General features: G+C 69.1%; 19 protein-coding genes and 1 tRNA gene. 12 read left to right on the forward strand and 8 right to left on the reverse strand.

Translation table 11 applies throughout. From position 1 onward, the window contains the following. Positions 1 to 64: 64 nt before the first annotated feature. Positions 65 to 436 (forward strand): DUF3155 domain-containing protein, encoded by a 372-nt coding sequence (locus KUG41_RS05775; RefSeq protein ID WP_216902042.1) that lies wholly within the window; start codon positions 65 to 67, stop codon positions 434 to 436. A 21-nt stretch (positions 437 to 457) separates the two neighbouring features. Here the strand turns inward: KUG41_RS05775 and KUG41_RS05780 are convergent, their stop codons facing one another. Then, complete coding sequence (locus KUG41_RS05780) at positions 458 to 1,120, reverse strand: dienelactone hydrolase family protein (RefSeq protein ID WP_216902044.1); 663 nt, start codon at positions 1,118 to 1,120, stop codon at positions 458 to 460. Between the two features lie 56 nt (positions 1,121 to 1,176). Between KUG41_RS05780 and purH the strand changes: the two genes are divergently transcribed. After that, positions 1,177 to 2,751, forward strand: a complete 1,575-nt coding sequence (gene purH, locus KUG41_RS05785; RefSeq protein ID WP_216902046.1) for a bifunctional phosphoribosylaminoimidazolecarboxamide formyltransferase/IMP cyclohydrolase — start codon at positions 1,177 to 1,179, stop codon at positions 2,749 to 2,751. Between the two features lie 67 nt (positions 2,752 to 2,818). After that, positions 2,819 to 3,289 carry a DUF4079 domain-containing protein gene (locus KUG41_RS05790; protein ID WP_216902048.1) on the forward strand — a complete coding sequence of 157 codons (471 nt, stop codon included), beginning with the start codon at positions 2,819 to 2,821 and terminating at the stop codon, positions 3,287 to 3,289. 18 nt (positions 3,290 to 3,307) lie between these two features. Here the strand turns inward: KUG41_RS05790 and KUG41_RS05795 are convergent, their stop codons facing one another. The 3 genes from KUG41_RS05795 to KUG41_RS05805 all read right to left on the reverse strand — a co-directional run bounded on the left by KUG41_RS05795 (position 3,308) and on the right by KUG41_RS05805 (position 6,932). Beyond that, a complete protein-coding gene (locus KUG41_RS05795) occupies positions 3,308 to 3,985 on the reverse strand; it encodes a DUF1997 domain-containing protein (RefSeq protein ID WP_216902050.1) in 678 nt (225 codons plus the stop codon). A 189-nt stretch (positions 3,986 to 4,174) separates the two neighbouring features. Next, complete coding sequence (locus KUG41_RS05800; RefSeq protein WP_216902052.1) at positions 4,175 to 5,383, reverse strand: 4-hydroxy-3-methylbut-2-enyl diphosphate reductase; 1,209 nt, start codon at positions 5,381 to 5,383, stop codon at positions 4,175 to 4,177. 103 nt (positions 5,384 to 5,486) lie between these two features. Beyond that, on the reverse strand, positions 5,487 to 6,932 hold the full coding sequence (locus KUG41_RS05805; RefSeq protein ID WP_216902127.1) for an ammonium transporter: 1,446 nt from the start codon (positions 6,930 to 6,932) through the stop codon (positions 5,487 to 5,489). Between the two features lie 319 nt (positions 6,933 to 7,251). On the opposite strand from KUG41_RS05805, the gene KUG41_RS05810 reads away from it, so the two are divergent. Beyond that, a complete protein-coding gene (locus KUG41_RS05810) occupies positions 7,252 to 7,446 on the forward strand; it encodes a DUF4278 domain-containing protein (protein ID WP_216902054.1) in 195 nt (64 codons plus the stop codon). Positions 7,447 to 7,468: 22 nt separating this feature from the next. On the opposite strand, the gene sfsA is transcribed toward KUG41_RS05810, so the two are convergent. Continuing rightward, on the reverse strand, positions 7,469 to 8,227 hold the full coding sequence (gene sfsA / locus KUG41_RS05815; RefSeq protein WP_216902056.1) for a DNA/RNA nuclease SfsA: 759 nt from the start codon (positions 8,225 to 8,227) through the stop codon (positions 7,469 to 7,471). A 66-nt stretch (positions 8,228 to 8,293) separates the two neighbouring features. Here sfsA and murJ point away from each other — a divergent pair, with 66 nt between their 5' ends. Further along, a complete protein-coding gene (murJ, locus tag KUG41_RS05820; protein ID WP_216902058.1) occupies positions 8,294 to 9,898 on the forward strand; it encodes a murein biosynthesis integral membrane protein MurJ in 1,605 nt (534 codons plus the stop codon). On the opposite strand, the gene KUG41_RS05825 is transcribed toward murJ, so the two are convergent. Genes KUG41_RS05825 through KUG41_RS05835 form a run of 3 tightly spaced genes read right to left on the reverse strand, consistent with a single transcriptional unit; the run spans position 9,895 to position 10,732 of the window. Continuing rightward, the gene (locus tag KUG41_RS05825; RefSeq protein WP_216902060.1) at positions 9,895 to 10,152 is read right to left on the reverse strand and encodes a cytochrome-c oxidase; all 258 of its coding nucleotides are present in this window, start codon (positions 10,150 to 10,152) and stop codon (positions 9,895 to 9,897) included. The two genes, murJ and KUG41_RS05825, sit on opposite strands and share 4 nt — an antisense overlap. Positions 10,153 to 10,208: 56 nt before the next feature. Next, the gene (locus KUG41_RS05830) at positions 10,209 to 10,496 is read right to left on the reverse strand and encodes a DUF3181 family protein (RefSeq protein ID WP_216902062.1); all 288 of its coding nucleotides are present in this window, start codon (positions 10,494 to 10,496) and stop codon (positions 10,209 to 10,211) included. Further along, on the reverse strand, positions 10,493 to 10,732 hold the full coding sequence (locus KUG41_RS05835) for a 2TM domain-containing protein (RefSeq protein ID WP_216902064.1): 240 nt from the start codon (positions 10,730 to 10,732) through the stop codon (positions 10,493 to 10,495). The genes KUG41_RS05830 and KUG41_RS05835 overlap by 4 nt, the downstream gene beginning before the upstream one ends. A 116-nt stretch (positions 10,733 to 10,848) precedes the next feature. Between KUG41_RS05835 and KUG41_RS05840 the strand changes: the two genes are divergently transcribed. From KUG41_RS05840 to KUG41_RS05870, 7 genes are all read left to right on the forward strand, one after another. Beyond that, positions 10,849 to 10,922: transfer RNA gene (locus KUG41_RS05840), tRNA-Arg, on the forward strand. A 140-nt stretch (positions 10,923 to 11,062) separates the two neighbouring features. Next, positions 11,063 to 12,385 carry a serine hydroxymethyltransferase gene (gene glyA, locus KUG41_RS05845; protein WP_254216886.1) on the forward strand — a complete coding sequence of 441 codons (1,323 nt, stop codon included), beginning with the start codon at positions 11,063 to 11,065 and terminating at the stop codon, positions 12,383 to 12,385. Between the two features lie 59 nt (positions 12,386 to 12,444). Then, positions 12,445 to 13,527, forward strand: coding sequence for an MraY family glycosyltransferase (locus KUG41_RS05850; protein WP_216902066.1), 1,083 nt, complete (start codon positions 12,445 to 12,447; stop codon positions 13,525 to 13,527). Beyond that, the gene (locus KUG41_RS05855) at positions 13,524 to 14,798 is read left to right on the forward strand and encodes a competence/damage-inducible protein A (protein ID WP_216902068.1); all 1,275 of its coding nucleotides are present in this window, start codon (positions 13,524 to 13,526) and stop codon (positions 14,796 to 14,798) included. Before KUG41_RS05850 ends, KUG41_RS05855 begins: the two co-directional genes overlap by 4 nt. A 356-nt stretch (positions 14,799 to 15,154) precedes the next feature. After that, positions 15,155 to 15,463, forward strand: a complete 309-nt coding sequence (locus KUG41_RS05860; protein ID WP_371734046.1) for a DUF2811 domain-containing protein — start codon at positions 15,155 to 15,157, stop codon at positions 15,461 to 15,463. Between the two features lie 25 nt (positions 15,464 to 15,488). After that, the gene (leuC, locus tag KUG41_RS05865; protein WP_216902069.1) at positions 15,489 to 16,931 is read left to right on the forward strand and encodes a 3-isopropylmalate dehydratase large subunit; all 1,443 of its coding nucleotides are present in this window, start codon (positions 15,489 to 15,491) and stop codon (positions 16,929 to 16,931) included. Continuing rightward, positions 16,928 to 17,554, forward strand: a complete 627-nt coding sequence (locus KUG41_RS05870) for a 3-isopropylmalate dehydratase small subunit 2 (protein WP_216902071.1) — start codon at positions 16,928 to 16,930, stop codon at positions 17,552 to 17,554. The genes leuC and KUG41_RS05870 overlap by 4 nt, the downstream gene beginning before the upstream one ends. Positions 17,555 to 17,563: the final 9 nt, after the last annotated feature.

Below are 17,563 nucleotides of genomic sequence, written 5' to 3' on the forward strand. Positions count from 1 at the left end.
CCCCGCCCGCGCCCCCCCCCCCCCTCCTTTCCACCTTCGGTCTCCCTTCCCAGGGATTCGTGACATGTCCAAGAAGCGCAAGCGGATCAGTCGTCGTCGTCTCGCCGGACAGCGGGTTCTCGCCCATGTCCCCACCTTCAATCTCGAAACCGGCGCGCACAAGCCGGTCACGGCAGCTCGCCGCTACATCGCCGAAACGGAGCTGGTGGCCCCGGCGATCCTCAACGTGCGCCGCAACGAACACACCACCGACCGCTTCTTCTGGGGGGAGAAGGGTCTGTTCAGCGCCCAGTACGCCGAAGAGAACCACTTCCTCTTCCCATCCCTGCGTCTGATCGTGGACAGCATCGGTGAAGAGGTGCTCTTCGATGGGCTCGAGGCCCTCGCGTCCGACGACTGGGAGGAGATGGAGGAGTACGAGTACGCCTTCGTCTGAATTGCATCGCTGAACCGACTCTCAGCTCCCCTGCCAGCCGCTGAGCAGAAACTCCCTCATGGCGGTCATCAGGGAGGGATCGATGCTGTGACCGCCTGAGAAGGCCATCCGCTGCACCGAACCTCCCGCCGCCGTGAGGGATTGCTCCAGCGCTTCACTGGCTGCAAACGGCACCACCGGATCCTGTTCTCCGTGGGTGAGCAGGATCTTCGTCTGTGGCCGCTGGGGTTGCCAGTCGGGATGGGGATAGCCGCTGCAGCCGACAAGGGCCGCCAGCGCCAGTGGTCCGGCGCCCTCCCCTCCGCCACCGGTCGCCACGTCGATGGCCATGGCGGCCCCCTGGGAGAAGCCCAGCAGGGCGGTGTGCTCCAGTGGAACGGAGGCATCCAGGGCCAGCAGCCGTTGCCGCAGATCCCGCCGGGCCTGGGGCAACTGGGGCCAGGAGGGTTGCTGCAGGTCGTACCACTGGCGCCCGCTGCCGCCGGGGTGGGGCAGGGGCGCCCGCAGCGCCACCACGCTCAGTCCGATGGCAGCGGGATCGCCGCCCAGCATGGCCTCACCCAGGTCCAGCAGGTCATCGGCATCGGCGCCCCAGCCATGGAGCAGCACCAGCCTCCGGTCGGCCCGGCGCGGACCGACCCACAGGGCGGTGCCGTCGTCTGAGGGGGTGGGATCGGTGGGCACGGTGGCCTTCGGCTGCTGCTGCGTAGGTTGGCTCGTCCAGCATCCCTTCCGCCGACATGGCTCCCACGGCCCTTCTCAGCGTGTCCGACAAACGGGACCTCGTGCCGCTGGCGGAGGGGCTGCTGGCCCGGGGATTCACGCTGCTCTCCAGTGGCGGAACCGCCGCAGCCCTGGCCGCCGCCGGGCTGCCGGTCACGAAGGTGGCGGATCACACCGGCGCCCCGGAGATCCTGGGGGGTCGGGTCAAGACCCTCCATCCCCGCATCCACGGCGGCATCCTGGCCCGTCGGGACGATCCGGCCCACCGTGCCGACCTGGACGCCCAGGGAATCGCCCCGATCGATGTGGTGGTGGTCAACCTCTATCCCTTCCGCACCACGGTGGCGGATCCGGCCGTGAGCTGGGAGACCGCCATCGAGAACATCGACATCGGTGGCCCGGCCATGGTGCGCGCCGCCGCCAAGAACCACGCCGATGTGGCGGTGCTCACCGATCCCGACCAGTACCCGGGCTTCCTGGCTGCCCTGGCCGCCGATGGCGTCGACGCGGGGCTGCGGCGCCGGCTCGCCCTGGCGGCCTTCGCCCACACCGCCGCCTACGACACCGCCATCGCCGCCTGGATCGACGGACGCCTGTCCAGCGACGCCGCCTCCCAGGCCGGGGCTCCGGCCGACCAGGCGCTGCCCCTGCGTCTGGAGCTGCCGGTGCGGCAGGTGCTCCGCTACGGCGAGAACCCCCACCAGAGCGCCCGCTGGTACGGGGAGGCCACTGCCGGCTGGGGGGCGGCCCACCAGCTCCAGGGCAAGGAACTCAGCTACAACAACCTGATCGACCTGGAGGCCGCCCTCACCACCGTGGCGGAGTTCGGTTACGGCACCACCGCCGAGCCGGCGGCGGTGGTGATCAAGCACACCAACCCCTGCGGTGTGGCCCTGGGACGGAATCCCGCCGATGCCCTGCTGCGGGCCCTGGACGCCGACCGGGTCTCAGCCTTCGGCGGCATCGTCGCCCTCAACGGCCCGGTGGATCGGGATGCCGCCGAGCATCTGGCGGGGCTGTTCCTGGAGTGTGTGGTGGCGCCCGCCTTCTCCCCGGAGGCCCGGGAGCGCCTGGCGGGGAAGGCCAACCTGCGCCTGCTGGCGCTCGACCCCGCCGCGCTGGCGGCAGTGGCCGGACGCCAGCAGCTGCGCAGCGTGCTGGGGGGGGTGCTGGCCCAGCAGGCGGATGATCGGCCCATCGATCCCGACAGCTGGCAGGTGGTGAGCGAGCGGCCCCCCAGCGAGGCGGAGTGGCGGGATCTGCGCTTCGCCTGGCAGGTGGTGCGCCACGTGCGCTCCAACGCCATCCTGGTGGCCCGTGATGGACGCACCCTGGGCGTGGGTGCCGGCCAGATGAACCGGGTGGGCTCGGCCCGTCTGGCGCTCGAAGCCTCCGGGGACGGCGCCCGCGGTGCCGCCCTGGCCAGCGACGGCTTTTTCCCCTTCGACGACACCGTCCTGCTGGCGGCCCGGCACGGCATCACCGCCGTGATCCAGCCGGGAGGCAGCAAGCGTGATCCGGATTCGATCGCTGCCTGCAACGCCCACGGCCTGACGATGGTCGTCACCGGACATCGCCATTTCCTGCACTGAGGCCGGCGGGAGATGTAATTTCGATGCACTCGCTGCCGGCCCCGGCCCGGTGGAGTACCTCAGCGTCATGTTCGCCGCCCTTCCCGCTTCGCTCGCCTACGGGCTCAACTTCGTCCATCCCCTGCTGATGTGGGTGGTGCTCGGCCTGGCGCTCTACGCCATGGTGCTGGGCATCAAGGCCAAGAAGACCCGCACCGCTGATGCCGAGGAGCGCAAGCAGCTGATCAAGGGCCAGTTCGCCAAGCGCCATTTCCTCTTCGGCAGCATCGTGCTTGCTGTGATGGTGCTGGGCAGCGTGAGTGGCATGGCCGTCACCTATGCCAACAACGGCAAGCTGTTCGTCGGTCCCCACCTGCTGGTGGGGCTCGGCATGACCTCCCTGATCGCCATCGCCGCGGCCCTCTCACCGCTGATGCAGGCCGGCAACCTGATCGCCCGCAAGGTCCATGTGGGCCTCAACATGACCCTGATCTCCCTGTTTCTCTGGCAGGCGGTCAGCGGCATGCAGATCGTCAACAAGATCCTCACCACTCCCTGAGGCCCGCAGGCCGGCAGCTCAGAACTGGGCCCGACGCCTGGGTGGGCAGGGGATGCCGTGACTGGCGTGGAAGTCCTCCTGGACCTTCCAGGTGAGCCGGCGGGAGATCTGACGCACGATCTGACGCAGCAGGTGGTCGCCGCTGCTCTGCACCAGAGGATCGGGAAGCAGCGACAGCATGCTGGGCAGGCGCAGCCACACCGCCAGGTCGAGCTGCCAGCGCACCAGGGTGTGCAGCATCACCCCATCCACCTCCTCGGCGGACACCTCGGAGCCGCTGGCCTCGTCCAGGCAGAGAGAGGCGATGAATTCGACGTCGTAGAGGCCGCTCAGGGCTGGATCCCCATCCGGCACCGGCACCGTGATGATCCGGTAGACGCCTGCGGCCTGGGGAAGCAGTTCCAGACCGATGGTCGGCTCCACCTCAAAGCCGAAGTTGCCGAACCGGCCCAGGGTCAGCACATACCCCTGGCTGCCGATGGGGTCGACCGTCATCGGGGCGGCGCAGCGGCGGAACCAGCCCTCATGGCGGTCGAGATAGGCGCCCACCACTGCAGCGGGGGCCCTCATCTCCATCAGGTCGGCGAAGGTGCTGGCATAGCGCCGCACGGCAGGGTCGCCGCTCTCGCGCAGCTGCCGGGGCAGGTCAGCAGCGGGATCGTCGGGGCCCTGGTGCAGGGAGGAGCCTGCCGCCATCGTGATCTGGGGCGTGCGGTGGGTCAGAGGAAAGCAGCCGGAAAGAACGGAGGTTTCGAAGCCTGGGCGGGAAGGGCGCGCCAGAGCCGCAGGCGGTGACGGGTGTCGGCGGAGGCGGTGAAACCTGTTGTGAATGTAAAGCCACCCGACCATGCCCCGCTCGCCTCTGTGCCGATCCGGATCAGGGCCTCACGACTCGCTCAGCCCCACCAGCCGCTCGATCACGTCCTCCACCACCCGGTCAGGGGTGGAGGCCCCTGAGGTGATGCCCAGCCTGACCGATCCGTCCGGCAGGAAAGGCTCCAACGTCTCCAGGGCCCCGCCCAGGGGCTTGTGCTCGATCCGGTTGCCGGGACCGATCCTCTCCGGGGTGTCGATGTGGAACGAGCGGATGCCGCGGCTCTCGGCGATCTCCTGCAGGTGGGTGGTGTTGGAGGAGTTGTAGCCGCCGATGACCACCATCAGGTCGAGGGGTTCGTCCACCAGGGCGAACATGGCATCCTGACGCTCCTGGGTGGCATCGCAGATGGTGTTGAAGGCCAGGAAGTGCTCGTTCAGCTCGGCGGGGCCGTAGCGCTGCAGCATGGTGCGCTCGAACAGCCGCCCGATTTCCTCGGTTTCGCTCTTGAGCATGGTGGTCTGGTTGGCGACACCCACCCGCACCAGGTCCCTGTCGGGGTCGAAACCCGGCGAACAGGCATTGGCGAAATGGCGCATGAAGGCCTGCCGGTCGATGGCGCCCTGGCCGCCCTCCAGGATGAAGTCGCTCACCATGCGGGCCTCGGTCAGATCGAGCACCACCAGGTAGGTGCCCGCGAAGGAGCTGGTGGCCAGGGTCTCTTCGTGCTTCACCTTGCCGTGGATGATCGAGGTGAAGGCGTGCTTCTTGTGCTTCTCGACCGTGTTCCACACCTTCGAGACCCAGGGGCAGGTGGTGTCGACGATGTGACAACCCCGTTCGTTGAGCAGCTGCATCTCCTGGACGGTGGCCCCGAAGGCGGGCAGGATCACCACATCGCCGGTGCCCACGTCGGAGAAATCCTTGACGTCATCGTCGACGGGGATGAAACGGACGTCCATCTGGCGCAGATGGGCGTTGACCGAGGGGTTGTGGATGATCTCGTTGGTGATCCAGATCCGCTCGCTGGGGTAGTGGCGGCGGGTTTCATAGGCCATCGCCACCGCCCGCTCCACACCCCAGCAGAAGCCGAAGGCTTCCGCCAGGCGGATCTTCAGCCGGCCGCGCTGAAGAACATGGCCATTCTCCCGCAGGCTGGCGATCAGGTTGCTCTGGTAGGCCTGCTCGAGGCTGACCGCCACCTCCTCGCCGAGGCCGAAGCCGCGGCGGTTGTAGCGATCCGAGTGGTGGAGGGAGCGCTTGAAGGCACGGGTGTCCACAGGCGGGAATCGGTTGTGCCGACTCTATGGGGGGCGGCCCTGGGGCGTGCAAAAAAAAACCGCGGCACAAGCCGCGGTCGGGGAAGGATCGGAGGGTGTTCCTTCAGTTCGAGGACGCCACGAAGTCCGGGTAGGCCTCCATGCCGTGCTCGCTGATGTCGAGACCGACGATTTCTTCCTTCTCGTGGACCCGGATGCCTCCGGAGAGGGCACCGAGGATGCTCCAGAGGATCCAGGAGGTCACGATCACGAAGACCGCGTAGGCCACCACACCGAGGATCTGCAGACCGAGCTGATTGAAGCCGTGGCCGGTGAACAGGCCGCTGTCCATGTTGAACAGGCCGACGGCCAGGGTGCCCCAGATACCGCCGGCGCCGTGGACCGAGAAGGCGCCCACGGGGTCGTCGATGCCGATGGAGTCGATGAAGCTGACGCTGTAGACCACGATCGCGCCGCCGATGAAACCGACGACCCAGGCGCCAGGCATCGAGAAGCCATCGCAGCCGGCGGTCACAGCCACCAGGCCGGCCAGGATGCCGTTGATCGACATGGTGAGGTCAGGCTTGCCGGAGTGGATCTGGGAGATCAGGGTGCCGGCGATACCGCCGCCGGCAGCACCCAGGGTGGTGGTGACGGCGATGTAGGGAACCATTTCATCCATCGCCAGCTGGGAACCGGGGTTGAAGCCGTACCAGCCGAGCCAGAGAATCAGACAGCCGAGGGTGGCCAGGGCGAGGTTGTGGCCGGGGATGGCCTGGGGCTTGGAGTCGACGTATTTGCCGATGCGGGGGCCGAGGATCATCGCCCCAACCACGCCCGCCCAGGCGCCGACGGAATGCACCAGGGTGGAGCCGGCGAAGTCGATGAAGCCGAGCTGGTTGAGCCAGCCGTTGGCGTTCCACTTCCAGCTGCCGGCGATCGGATAGATGATGCCGACCAGGATCAGGGAGAACAGAACGAACTCCTTGAACTTGATGCGCTCGGCCACCAGACCGGAAACGATGGTGGCGGCGGTGCCGGCGAAGGCGGCCTGGAAGAGGAAGTCGACGCTGGGAACCAGGCTGCCCTCGGTCACCATTTCAGGGGTGACCGTGGGATCGAAGAACAGGCCCTTGAAGTGCAGCCAGCCACCGGCAATCGAGTCGCCGTACATCAGCGAGTACCCGATCAGCCAGTAGGCGGACACCGCCAGGGCGAAGACGATCAGGTTCTTGGCCAGGATGTTGACGGCGTTCTTCTGGCGGCAGAGCCCGGCTTCCACCATGGCGAAGCCTGCGTTCATGAAGATCACGAGGAAGGCCGCGATCGACAACCAGAGGTTGTTGGCCAGGAAAGCGGGAGTCAGCTCGGGAAGCTCGGCCGCGTGGGCCGAGAGGTTGAACACGCCCAGGCCGAAAAGCGCCAGAGGCACGCAGGCGAGCCAGGTAAGACCCTCCCGGGAGGAAAGACCACGAACTTTACTCAATAAAAGTGATGGCGCCTCAAGGAGGCTGGCCTCTTTGAGGCTTCTTGGCGGTCGAACCTTGTGCTGGTGACTTGAATCGATCATGGGAACGTGATGAAGTGAACGTTCGACTTCTGACGCCGGAGTAGGCATCAACGAGATCCGACTATCCATGACGGAGCCCCATCCCAATGTCTGATCCGATACAAAACTGCGCCGAGGAGCCCGTGGTGGTGCGGATCGCCCCTGCGGCTGGAAGGCTTCTGAGGCGGTGAGCCGGCGCACGGCCGACAGGGCCGCACTTAAAAAATGCAAAGAGTTTGCCAAAATGTTCAAAATGAACAGTGCTGGCGAGCTAGAAATGCATTGAGCAGATCAACGGCCTCCGGCCTCTCTCCTGCTCCCCTCTTCTGCTCCTGTCACCATGGCCCGCTCCACCCTCTGCTACCGCGGTCTCCGCTACGACCACTCCCACGATGAGCCCCCCTCGACCGTCCCCGTCGAGCACGTCTACCGCGGCCATCACTACGACGCCCCCCTGCGCCATCAGCCTTCCCTGACCGACGAGGAGCGCGACCTCGTCTACCGCGGCACCCACTACCACCCGCACCACGCCTGAGCGGACGGCAGCCCCCCGGGCCTCAGGCCTCCACGGTCGCCAGGCCGAGGAAGCTGACCATGTCGGCCTCGAAGCGGTAACGGCAGGGCAGCACTTCCACGCCCGCCGTCAGGGCGGTGCGGAAGAGTTCCCCGTAGCGCGGATCGGCGCTGTCTCCGGGCGCGAAGCGGGTCACGTCGCTGCGGCTCAGGCAGGGCACCAGCACCGCCCGCGCCCCGGGCACCAGGGCCGTGAGTTCCTGCAGATGCTTCTGCCCCCGCTCGGTGACGGTGTCGGGGAACAGGCCCAGATCCCCCTCGCTCCAGGTCGTGTTTTTCACCTCCACATAGATGGGTCGCGGATCGGCGGCGCCTGCCGCGGGCGTGAGCAGCAGATCGATCCGACTGCGGCGGCCCTCGCCATAGGGCACCTCCGGGCGGATCGCCTCGATCGGCCCCAGCCAGGGCTCCAGGCAGCCGGCCTCGATGGTGGCCCGCACCAGCCGGTTGGGCAGCGCCGTGTTCACGCCCACCCAGATGGGTCTGCCGCCATCCCCGTCCACCCGGGCCTGCTCCCAGGTCCAGGCGAGCTTGCGCGTCGGTGAGGGATCGTGGCGCAGGCGCACCCGCCCGCCCGGCAGCAGCACGCCGGTCATCGGGCCTGTGTTGGGGCAGTGGGCGGTCACCGTGCGGCCGTCGTCGAGCTCCACATCGGCGAGGAAGCGCTTGTAGCGCTTCAGCAGCACCCCCTCCACCAGCGGACCGGTCGTCAGCACGGGCACGGCAACGGTTGTGGCGGCCATCGCAGGAGCGACCCGGGGGGAGCCGGCCATACTGCCGTGCGTTCCGATGGGCTGCGCCCAGCCGCCATGGCCCGATCCCTGCGCCGCATCGCCCTGATCGTGGGGGCGGCCACGGCTCTCAGCAAGGTGGCCGGTCTGGTGCGCCAGCAGGTGATCGCCGCCGCCTTCGGGGTGGGAGCCGCCTACGACGCCTACAACTACGCCTACGTGCTGCCGGGTTTCCTGCTGATCCTGCTGGGCGGCATCAACGGTCCCTTCCACAGCGCCATGGTCAGCGTGCTCTCGCGCCGGCCGCGCCAGGAGGGGGCCCATGTGCTCGCCAGCATCAACACCCTCGTGGGGGCGGCGCTGATCGGGGTCACCCTGCTGCTGCTGCTGGCCGCCGACCCCCTGATCGATCTGGTGGGACCCGGTCTGGACGCCACCCGTCATGACCTGGCCGTGCTCCAGTTGCGCTGGATGGCGCCGATGGCCCTGTTCGCCGGCCTGATCGGTCTCGGTTTCGGTGCCCTCAATGCCGCCGACGTGTTCTGGTTGCCGTCCGTCAGCCCCCTGCTCTCCAGCGTCGCCGTGATCGGCGGCATCGGCGTGCTCTGGTGGCAGCTCGGCCCCGCCATCACCCTGCCGGCCGCCGCGGTGGTCGGCGGCGTGGTGCTCGCCGCCAGCACCACCCTGGGGGCGGTGCTGCAGTGGCTGATCCAGCTGCCCGCCCTGGCGAAGCAGGGGCTGCACCGTTTCCGGCTGGTCTGGGACTGGCGCGATCCCGGCGTGCGCGAGGTGCTGCAGGTGATGGGGCCGGCCACCCTCTCGTCGGGGATGTTGCAGATCAACGTGTTCGTGGATCTGTTCTTCGCCTCCGGCATCGTCGGGGCGGCCGCCGGTCTGGGCTACGCCAACCTGCTGGTGCAGACCCCCTTGGGGCTGATCTCCAATGCCCTGCTGGTGCCGCTGCTGCCGGTCTATTCCCGGCTGACGGCGCCGACAGATCGCCCCCAGCTGGTCGCCCGCATCCGCCAGGGTCTGATGCTCTCGATCGCCAGCATGCTGCCGCTGGGGGCGGTGCTGGTGGGTCTGGCCGGACCGATCGTTGCGCTGGTCTACGAGCGTGGCGCCTTCGATCAGGGCGCCGCCCGGCTCGTGGCCGGGTTGCTGATGGCCTACGGCCTGGGCATGCCCGCCTACCTGGCCCGGGATGTGCTGGTGAGGGTGTTCTACGCCCTGGGGGACGGCAACACCCCATTCCGCTGGTCGATGGGAGGGATCGGTCTCAATGCCGTCTTTGACTGGCTGCTGGTGGGTGGGCCCACCCCGGCCGGGCTGCAGCTGCCCGCCCTGGACCTGGGCGCCCCCGGTCTGGTGCTGGCCACCGTGGCCGTGAACGTCATCACCTGCCTGGGACTGCTGGCGGCGCTCTCCACGCGCCTCGGGGGACTGCCGCTGCGGCCCTGGGCCCGCGACACCCTGGTGCTGGCGGGGGCGGCCCTGGTGGCCGGGCTGGCGGCCTGGAGCCTGGCCCGTGGGGTCGGCTGGCCGCACGGTCTGCCGGGGCTGCTGCTGCAGAACGGCGTCTGTGCCGGCCTGGCGCTGGCGATCTTCGGCCTGCTGGCCTCCCTGGCCGGAGTACCCGAGGCCCGCCAGCTGCTGCAGATGGTGCGCCGGCGTCGCGCCTAGGGCAGCCGCACCTGGCGATCTTCCCGGACCTGCACGGGGATCTCCAGGTGGGAGCGGCCGATCATCTGGGGACCGTCGATCGAGAAGATCCGCGCCTCGATGCCGAAATCCTTGAAGGCGGTCTCGAGCTCCTGGATCAGGGCCTTCTCCACCTGGGCCTCCGCATCCACCACCTTGCCGATCAGTCGCCCGCCCAGTCGGCCGATGCGCTGGCGGACCACGTCGCGGGCATTGGTGACTTCGATGACCAGCACGACCCGCCTGCGTGGGGCGTCACCCTATCCGCAGAAGGGGGCTCCGGCAGCGGCTCTCAGCAAAAGGGTTGCAGCACGTCTTCCAGATCCCGCAGCTGGCCGGCTGGCACCAGGCGAGCCAGGGGCAGGCGGGTGGCGCCAGCGCCGATCGGCACCTGCACCGCCTCAAGTCCCTGGCGGGCGCAGATCGCGGCACCCTGGTCCAGCCGGGCGGCACATTCGATCGCCAGGGTCTGGGCCAGGCCCGCATCGCCCAGATAAAGGTGCCAGGCGGCCACCTGGATATAGATCCGGTCGGCGATCGCCTGACTAAGTTCCTCGATCTCCGGAGCGGAAAGCGTCATGACTGGAGACGTGGACGTTGCAGCACCACCACACTCGCATGGGCCAGAAGCAGAGCAGCCCAGCCGACCGTGAGCCAGGCCAGGTGGGACCAGGGATGGCGCAGTCCCTGCACGACCCAGAGGCCGCTGTTCACGGCGGCGAAAAGAGCGGCATGGAGGGTGAGATTGACGATCCGCTCAAAGTGCCGGTAAGTGGGATCTTCGGGATCGGCAGGGCCGTACCAGCGGATCGGCATGGTGGGTCATCCCGCCGCAGGCGGTGGGGGTGGGCTGAAGCGGACCCTATCGGGCCGGAGGCAGGCGGAGCGTTGTTGACGGATCGGCACCCCGTGGGGTGAGAATGACCAGGCAGGCGCTTGTAGCTCAGCGGATTAGAGCATCTGACTACGGATCAGAGGGTCGGGAGTTCGAATCTCTCCAGGCGCGCTTTCTTCCAGACCGTCCTTCGGGGCGGTTTTTTCATGGCCGCTGGGACTGCGGCCCACCGGCGTGGAGTGGGAAGCCCCGGCAGGGTCGTTCGGCACCTCCCGGTTTGCCTACGATCAGCAACGACACCGAGTAGATCCATGGCGGACCGAGAGGATCACGGCCCTGCGCCCACCCTGGCCTCCAGCCTGGCGCCCATCGACAGCCCACTGGCCAGTGGCGATCCGGCCATCGCCGCCCTTATCGAAAAGGAGCTGAGGCGGCAGCAGACCCATCTGGAGCTGATCGCCAGCGAGAACTTCGCCTCCCGGGCGGTGATGGAGGCCCAGGGCTCGGTGCTCACCAACAAGTACGCCGAAGGCCTGCCCCACAAGCGCTATTACGGCGGCTGCGAGCACGTCGACATCATCGAGGAGCTGGCCATCGAGCGGGCCAAGCAGCTCTTCGGGGCGGCCTGGGCCAACGTGCAGCCCCACAGCGGTGCCCAGGCCAACTTCGCCGTGTTCCTGGCCCTTCTCCAGCCGGGCGACACGATCCTGGGCATGGACCTCTCCCATGGGGGGCATCTCACCCACGGGTCCCCCGTCAACGTGTCGGGCAAGTGGTTCAAGGCGGTCCACTACGGCGTCGACCCCGACAGCCACCGGCTCAACTTCGACACCATCCGCCAGCTCGCCCTGGAGCACCGGCCCAAGCTGATCATCTGCGGCTACTCCGCCTATCCCCGCACGATCGACTTCGCCGCCTTCCGCGCCATCGCCGACGAGGTGGGCGCCTTCCTGCTGGCCGACATGGCCCACATCGCCGGGCTGGTGGCCTCCGGGGTGCACCCCAGCCCCATCCCCCACTGCCATGTGGTCACCACCACCACCCACAAGACCCTGCGCGGGCCCCGGGGCGGACTGATCCTGGCCTCTGATGCCACCTTCGGCCGCCAGTTCGACAAGGCGGTGTTCCCCGGTTCCCAGGGGGGACCGTTGGAGCACGTGATCGCCGCCAAGGCCGTGGCCTTCGGCGAGGCGCTGCAGCCCAGCTTCCGCAGTTACAGCCAGCAGGTGGTCCGCAACGCCCAGGCCCTGGCTGACCGCATCCAGGAGCGGGGCATCGCCGTGGTTTCCGGAGGCACCGACAACCACCTGGTGCTGCTGGATCTTCGCTCCATCGGCCTGACCGGCAAGGTGGCCGACCTGCTGGTGAGCGATGTCAACATCACCGCCAACAAGAACACGGTGCCCTTCGATCCCGAATCCCCCTTCGTGACCAGCGGGCTGCGGCTGGGCAGCGCCGCTCTGACCACCCGGGGTTTCGATGCAGCGGCCTTCCATGAGGTGGCCGACGTGATCGCCGATCGCCTCCTCCACCAGGACGATGCCGTCGTCGAACTGCGTTGCCGGGAGCGGGTGTCCTCCCTCTGCGAACGCTTCCCTCTCTACGGCCGGCAACGAGAGCTGCAGCACGCCTGAATCGACATGTTCGCCGGTAACGTGACGCCCTCAGGCCCGCTGCTTCCCGGCCCATTGCTGTGACTCTTGCCTACAGCCCCAACGCGGCGGCCCTGCTGACGGCCACCGTGGCGGCCCTGCTCACGGCGCTGATCGTGCCTGTCGTGCGTGCCCTCGGCCTGCGCTGGGGACTGGTGGATCCCCCCGATGCCCGCAAGCAGCACACCCTGCCCATGGTCCGGCTCGGGGGGGTGGGCATCGTGGCGGGTTTCAGTCTCTCGCTCGCCTGCACCTGGGCCTTCGGCGGCTTTGCCGAACTGCCAGCGGCCAAGGATCAGCTGATCTGGACCACCCTGGCGGGAGCGCTGTGCTACTTCGTCATCGGTCTGGCCGATGACCTGTTCGCCCTGCCTCCCCTGCCCCGCCTGCTCGGCCAGGTGCTGGTGGCGGCGGCGGTGTGGAACCAGGGGGTCCGCATCGGCAGCATCGACCTCCCCTTCGGACTCGGATCCGACACGGCCTCCCTGACCCTCTCGGCGGGCCTGAGCCTGCTGGCGACCCTGGTCTGGCTGGTGGGGATCACCAACGCCATCAACTGGCTGGATGGGCTCGACGGCCTGGCGGCGGGGGTGAGCGGCATCGCGGCGGTGGGTCTGCTCTCGGTCAGCTTCAGCCTCAGCCAGCCCGCCGCCGGGCTGCTGGCCGCGGCCCTGGCGGGGAGCTGCCTGGGCTTCCTGCGCCACAACTTCAACCCCGCCCGCATCTTCATGGGCGATGGGGGCTCCTACTTCCTCGGCTTCGCCCTGGCGGCGATCAGCATCGTCGGCCCCGCCAAGCGGCTCACCAGCGTCAGCCTGCTGCTGCCCCTGCTGATCCTCTCCCTGCCGCTGGCCGACATGTCGGCGGTGATCATGGGCCGTCTGCGTGAAGGCCGCTCCCCCTTCTATCCGGATCGCCGCCATCTGCATCACCGCCTGCTGCGGGCCGGTTTCAGCCATCGCCGCACGGTGGTGCTGATCTATGCCTTCACCCAGTGGCTGGCCTCCCTGGCGCTCGTGCTGGCCAACGCGGAGATGCGCTTCCTCTGGCTGGGCCTGGCCACCGCGGTGCTGATCGCCGTGCTGGTGGTGAGCCGCCGCCAGATGCAGGAGGAGGCCCAGTGAGCGCCGCCCCCGGCCGCGCCGGGGTGGAGGTGCTCTGCATCGGAACCGAGCTGCTGCTGGGCAACATCGTCAACGGCAATGCCCGCTGGCTGGCGGAGGAGCTGGCGGCCCTCGGCGTGGTGCACCACCGCCAGGAGGTGGTGGGCGACAACCGGGAGCGGCTGATCGAGGCGGTGCGGCAGGCGGCCGGCCGCTGCCGGGTGCTGATCACCACCGGCGGCCTGGGTCCCACCCCCGACGACCTCACCACCGAGGCGATCGCGGCGGCCTTCGGCGCCGACCTGGTGGAGCACGGCGAGATCTGGGCGGCCATCCAGGCGCGGATCCGTGCCCGGGGCCGTCCCGTGGCCGCCAGCAACCGCAAGCAGGCCCTGCTGCCCCGAGGCGCCGAGGTGCTGGCCAATCCCACCGGCACGGCCCCGGGGATGATCTGGACCCCGGTGCCGGGCTTCACGGTTCTCACCTTCCCGGGGGTGCCCAGCGAGCTGCGGGCCATGTGGCAGGCCACGGCGGCCCCCTGGCTGCGCCAGGCCGGCCTGGCCAGCGGCGTGTTTGCCAGCCGCATGCTGCGCTTCTGGGGTGTGGCCGAATCGGACCTGGCCGAGCGGGTGGGGGACCTGCTGGTCCTGGAGAACCCCACCGTGGCCCCCTATGCCGGGGCGGGCGAAGTGAAGCTGCGGATCACGGCCCGGGCGGCCGACGGGGCGGCCGCCGCGGCGCTGCTGGCTCCGGTGGAGGCGGAGCTGCGACGCCGCACCGGCGCCAGCTGTTATGGCGTCGATGGCGACAGCCTCGCTTCGGTGGTGCTGGCGGCCCTGCGCCGGCGCGGCGAGACCCTGGCGGTGGCCGAGTCATGCACAGGCGGCGGCATCGGCGCGGCCCTGGCGGCGGTGCCGGGGGCGTCGGAGGTGTTTGTCGGGGGCGTGATCGCTTACGCCAACAGGGTCAAGCAGGAGCTGCTGGGGGTGCCGGGCGCGCTTCTGGAGCGGCACGGGGCCGTGAGCGATCCGGTGGCCGAAGCCATGGCCGAGGGGGTGCGCCTCCGCACGGGGTCCACCTGGGCGGTGGCGGTCACCGGCATCGCCGGGCCGGGAGGCGGCAGCGCCGCCAAGCCCGTCGGGTTGGTGCACATCGCCGTGGCGGGCCCCGAAGGTTGCCGCAGCGAGGGGGTGAGATTCGGCAGCGGCCGCGAACGCCACAGCATCCAGACCCTCACCGTGGGAGAAACCCTGAATCGTCTGCGGTTACAGCTGAACCATCGGGGGATCTGAGCCGGCCTGATCGGAACTTCTGCTGCGGCAGCCGCCAACGATCACGAATCCTGAGCCATGGACTTTTCCCCGGTGCTCCGTTCTTTTCCCCCGAACGCCGGGGCTTTTCCACAGGCCGTCGGTGCCGTTCCGGCGCCCTCAGGCGCGTCCTGGGTCCTGGCTGCGGGAAAGGCCTTCCCCCCTTGACCGGACGCGGACCGCGGCACCGGTCCGACGGCCGCCGGCGGTCGGGCACCCGGAAGCCGCCCTCCGCCGGGATTCTCAGCGGCGGACCCTTGGGACCGGCCCCCTGCGGCCGGCTTTGACGCCGGGGACACCGGCGTGGCCTGATGGGGGGGACCGACGACCAGCGCCGAATGAGCCAGATTCCCGACCACGCTCCCCGCACCGTGAGCATCGAGAACCAGATGCCGGAGGACCTGTTCGAGGCCATGCGGGAGTTCATCCGGGTCCACCCCCAGTGGGACCAGTACCGCCTGATGCAGGCGGCCCTGGCGGGTTTTCTGTTCCAGCACGCCAGCCACGACCGGGCCGTGGCCCGGCACTACCTCGACGGTCTGTTCCGGCGTGAGCAGCCGCCCGCGGAATCCCTCACCGGCCATGGGGAGCCCCCCCCCGGCGGTGACGACCGGGCTGCGGACCGGAACAGCCTCCTTCTAGGCTGAAATCCGCCCTTTCCGATCCCGTCTCTTGAGCGCCGGCACCCTCTACGACAAGGTATGGGAGCTGCACCGGGTCGCCGATCTGCCCGGCGGTGCCACCCAGCTCTTCATCGGTCTGCACCTGATCCACGAGGTCACCAGCCCCCAGGCCTTCGCCGCCCTCCATGACCTCGGTCTGGCGGTGCGCCATCCGGAGCGCACGGTGGCCACGGTGGATCACATCGTCCCCACCACCTCCCAGGCGAGGCCCTTCGCCGATTCCCTGGCCGAGGAGATGCTGGCCACCCTCGAGGCCAACTGCGCCACCCATGGCATCACCCTGCATGGCCTCGGCAGCGGCCGCCAGGGCATTGTTCATGTGATCGCCCCGGAGCTGGGGCTCACCCAGCCCGGCATGACCGTGGCCTGCGGCGATTCCCACACGTCCACCCATGGCGCCTTCGGGGCCATCGCCTTCGGCATCGGCACCAGCCAGGTGCGCGACGTGCTCGCCAGCCAGAGCCTGGCCATGGGCAAGCTCAAGGTGCGCCGGATCCGGGTGGAGGGGGAGCTGCAGAGCGGCGTCTTCGCCAAGGATCTGGTGCTCCACATCATCCGTCGTCTGGGGGTGAAGGGCGGTGTGGGCTACGCCTACGAATTCGCCGGCCCGGCGATCGAGGCCCTCTCGATGGAGGAGCGCATGACCCTCTGCAACATGGCCATCGAGGGCGGTGCCCGCTGCGGCTACATCAATCCCGATGCCGTCACCTTCGCGTACCTGAAGGGGCGGCCCCACGCCCCCACCGGCGAGGCCTGGGAGCGGGCCGTGGCCTGGTGGAGCGGCCTCGCCTCCGATGCCGATGCCGTCTTCGACGATGAGGTGGTGTTCGACGCGGCGGCGATCGCGCCCACCGTCACCTGGGGCATCACCCCGGGGCAGGGGATCGGTGTCGACGAGACCGTGCCCACCCTGGAGCAGACCGAGGCCGACGAGCGGCCGATCGCCGAGGAGGCCTATCGCTACATGGATCTCAGCCCCGGAGCGCCGATCGAGGGGCTGCCGGTGGACGTCTGCTTCATCGGCAGCTGCACCAACGGCCGGCTCAGCGATCTGCGCGCCGCCGCCGCCATCGCCCGGGGCCGCCACGTGGCCGTCGGCATCAAGGCCTTCGTGGTGCCGGGCAGCGAGCAGGTGGCGGCGGCGGCCGAGGCCGAGGGGCTCGATGCGGTGTTCCGCGAGGCCGGCTTCGAGTGGCGTGAGCCCGGTTGCTCCATGTGCCTGGCCATGAACCCGGACCGCCTGGAGGGGCGCCAGATCAGCGCCAGCTCCAGCAATCGCAACTTCAAGGGGCGCCAGGGGTCCGCCTCCGGCCGCACCCTGCTGATGAGCCCAGCCATGGTGGCGGCGGCCGCCGTCAGCGGCCACGTCGCCGATGTGCGCCGGCTGCTCGCCATCCCTACGAACCCAGAGCCCGCCGCCACTTCCGCATGAGCACCAGCCCCTTCCCGTCCGGACCGATCCAGGCCCTCCGGGGGCATGCCCTGGTCCTTCCCGGAGATGACATCGACACCGACCGGATCATCCCGGCCCGCTATCTGAAATGTGTCACCTTCGACGGTCTGGTCGACGGCGTCTTCGCCGACGACCGCGCCGAGCGGGCGGGCGACCATCCCTTCGACCGGCCGGAACAACGGGGCGCTTCGATCCTGGTGGTGAACCGCAACTTCGGATGCGGCTCCAGCAGGGAGCACGCGCCGCAGGCGCTGATGCGCTGGGGCATCCGGGCGGTGATCGGCGAGAGCTTCGCCGAGATCTTCTTCGGCAACTGCCTGGCCCTGGGCATACCCTGCCTCACCGCCGATCACGACGCCGTACTGGCCCTGCAGGCGGCCATCGCCGCCGATCCGGGCACCGTTCTGCAGCTCGATCTCGACCCGCCCCGGGTGACGCTCAGCGGCGATGGGTCTTCCCGGGTCTGGCCCCTGGGACTCCCCGCAGGTCCCGCCCGCATGCTGGTGAGCGGGGAATGGAACGGCACGGCCCAACTGGTGGCCCACGACAACGAACTGCGGGCCACGGTGGCCCGGCTGCCCTACATGGCCGGCTTTACCTAGGAGGGGCGG

Source organism: Synechococcus sp. CCY 9618 (assembly GCF_019038415.1).
GTDB lineage: Bacteria > Cyanobacteriota > Cyanobacteriia > PCC-6307 > Cyanobiaceae > Cyanobium.

Bases quoted from the DNA above. Each gene is read 5' to 3' on its own strand.
- KUG41_RS05775 (WP_216902042.1), top strand. From the start codon at position 65: ATGTCCAAGAAGCGCAAGCGGATCAGTCGTCGTCGTCTCGCCGGACAG.
- purH (WP_216902046.1), top strand. From the start codon at position 1,177: ATGGCTCCCACGGCCCTTCTCAGCGTGTCCGACAAACGGGACCTCGTG.
- KUG41_RS05790 (WP_216902048.1), top strand. From the start codon at position 2,819: ATGTTCGCCGCCCTTCCCGCTTCGCTCGCCTACGGGCTCAACTTCGTC.
- KUG41_RS05795 (WP_216902050.1), bottom strand. From the start codon at position 3,985: ATGGCGGCAGGCTCCTCCCTGCACCAGGGCCCCGACGATCCCGCTGCT.
- KUG41_RS05805 (WP_216902127.1), bottom strand. From the start codon at position 6,932: ATGATCGATTCAAGTCACCAGCACAAGGTTCGACCGCCAAGAAGCCTC.
- KUG41_RS05810 (WP_216902054.1), top strand. From the start codon at position 7,252: ATGGCCCGCTCCACCCTCTGCTACCGCGGTCTCCGCTACGACCACTCC.
- sfsA (WP_216902056.1), bottom strand. From the start codon at position 8,227: ATGGCCGCCACAACCGTTGCCGTGCCCGTGCTGACGACCGGTCCGCTG.
- murJ (WP_216902058.1), top strand. From the start codon at position 8,294: ATGGCCCGATCCCTGCGCCGCATCGCCCTGATCGTGGGGGCGGCCACG.
- KUG41_RS05830 (WP_216902062.1), bottom strand. From the start codon at position 10,496: ATGACGCTTTCCGCTCCGGAGATCGAGGAACTTAGTCAGGCGATCGCC.
- KUG41_RS05835 (WP_216902064.1), bottom strand. From the start codon at position 10,732: ATGCCGATCCGCTGGTACGGCCCTGCCGATCCCGAAGATCCCACTTAC.
- glyA (WP_254216886.1), top strand. From the start codon at position 11,063: ATGGCGGACCGAGAGGATCACGGCCCTGCGCCCACCCTGGCCTCCAGC.
- KUG41_RS05860 (WP_371734046.1), top strand. From the start codon at position 15,155: ATGAGCCAGATTCCCGACCACGCTCCCCGCACCGTGAGCATCGAGAAC.
- KUG41_RS05870 (WP_216902071.1), top strand. From the start codon at position 16,928: ATGAGCACCAGCCCCTTCCCGTCCGGACCGATCCAGGCCCTCCGGGGG.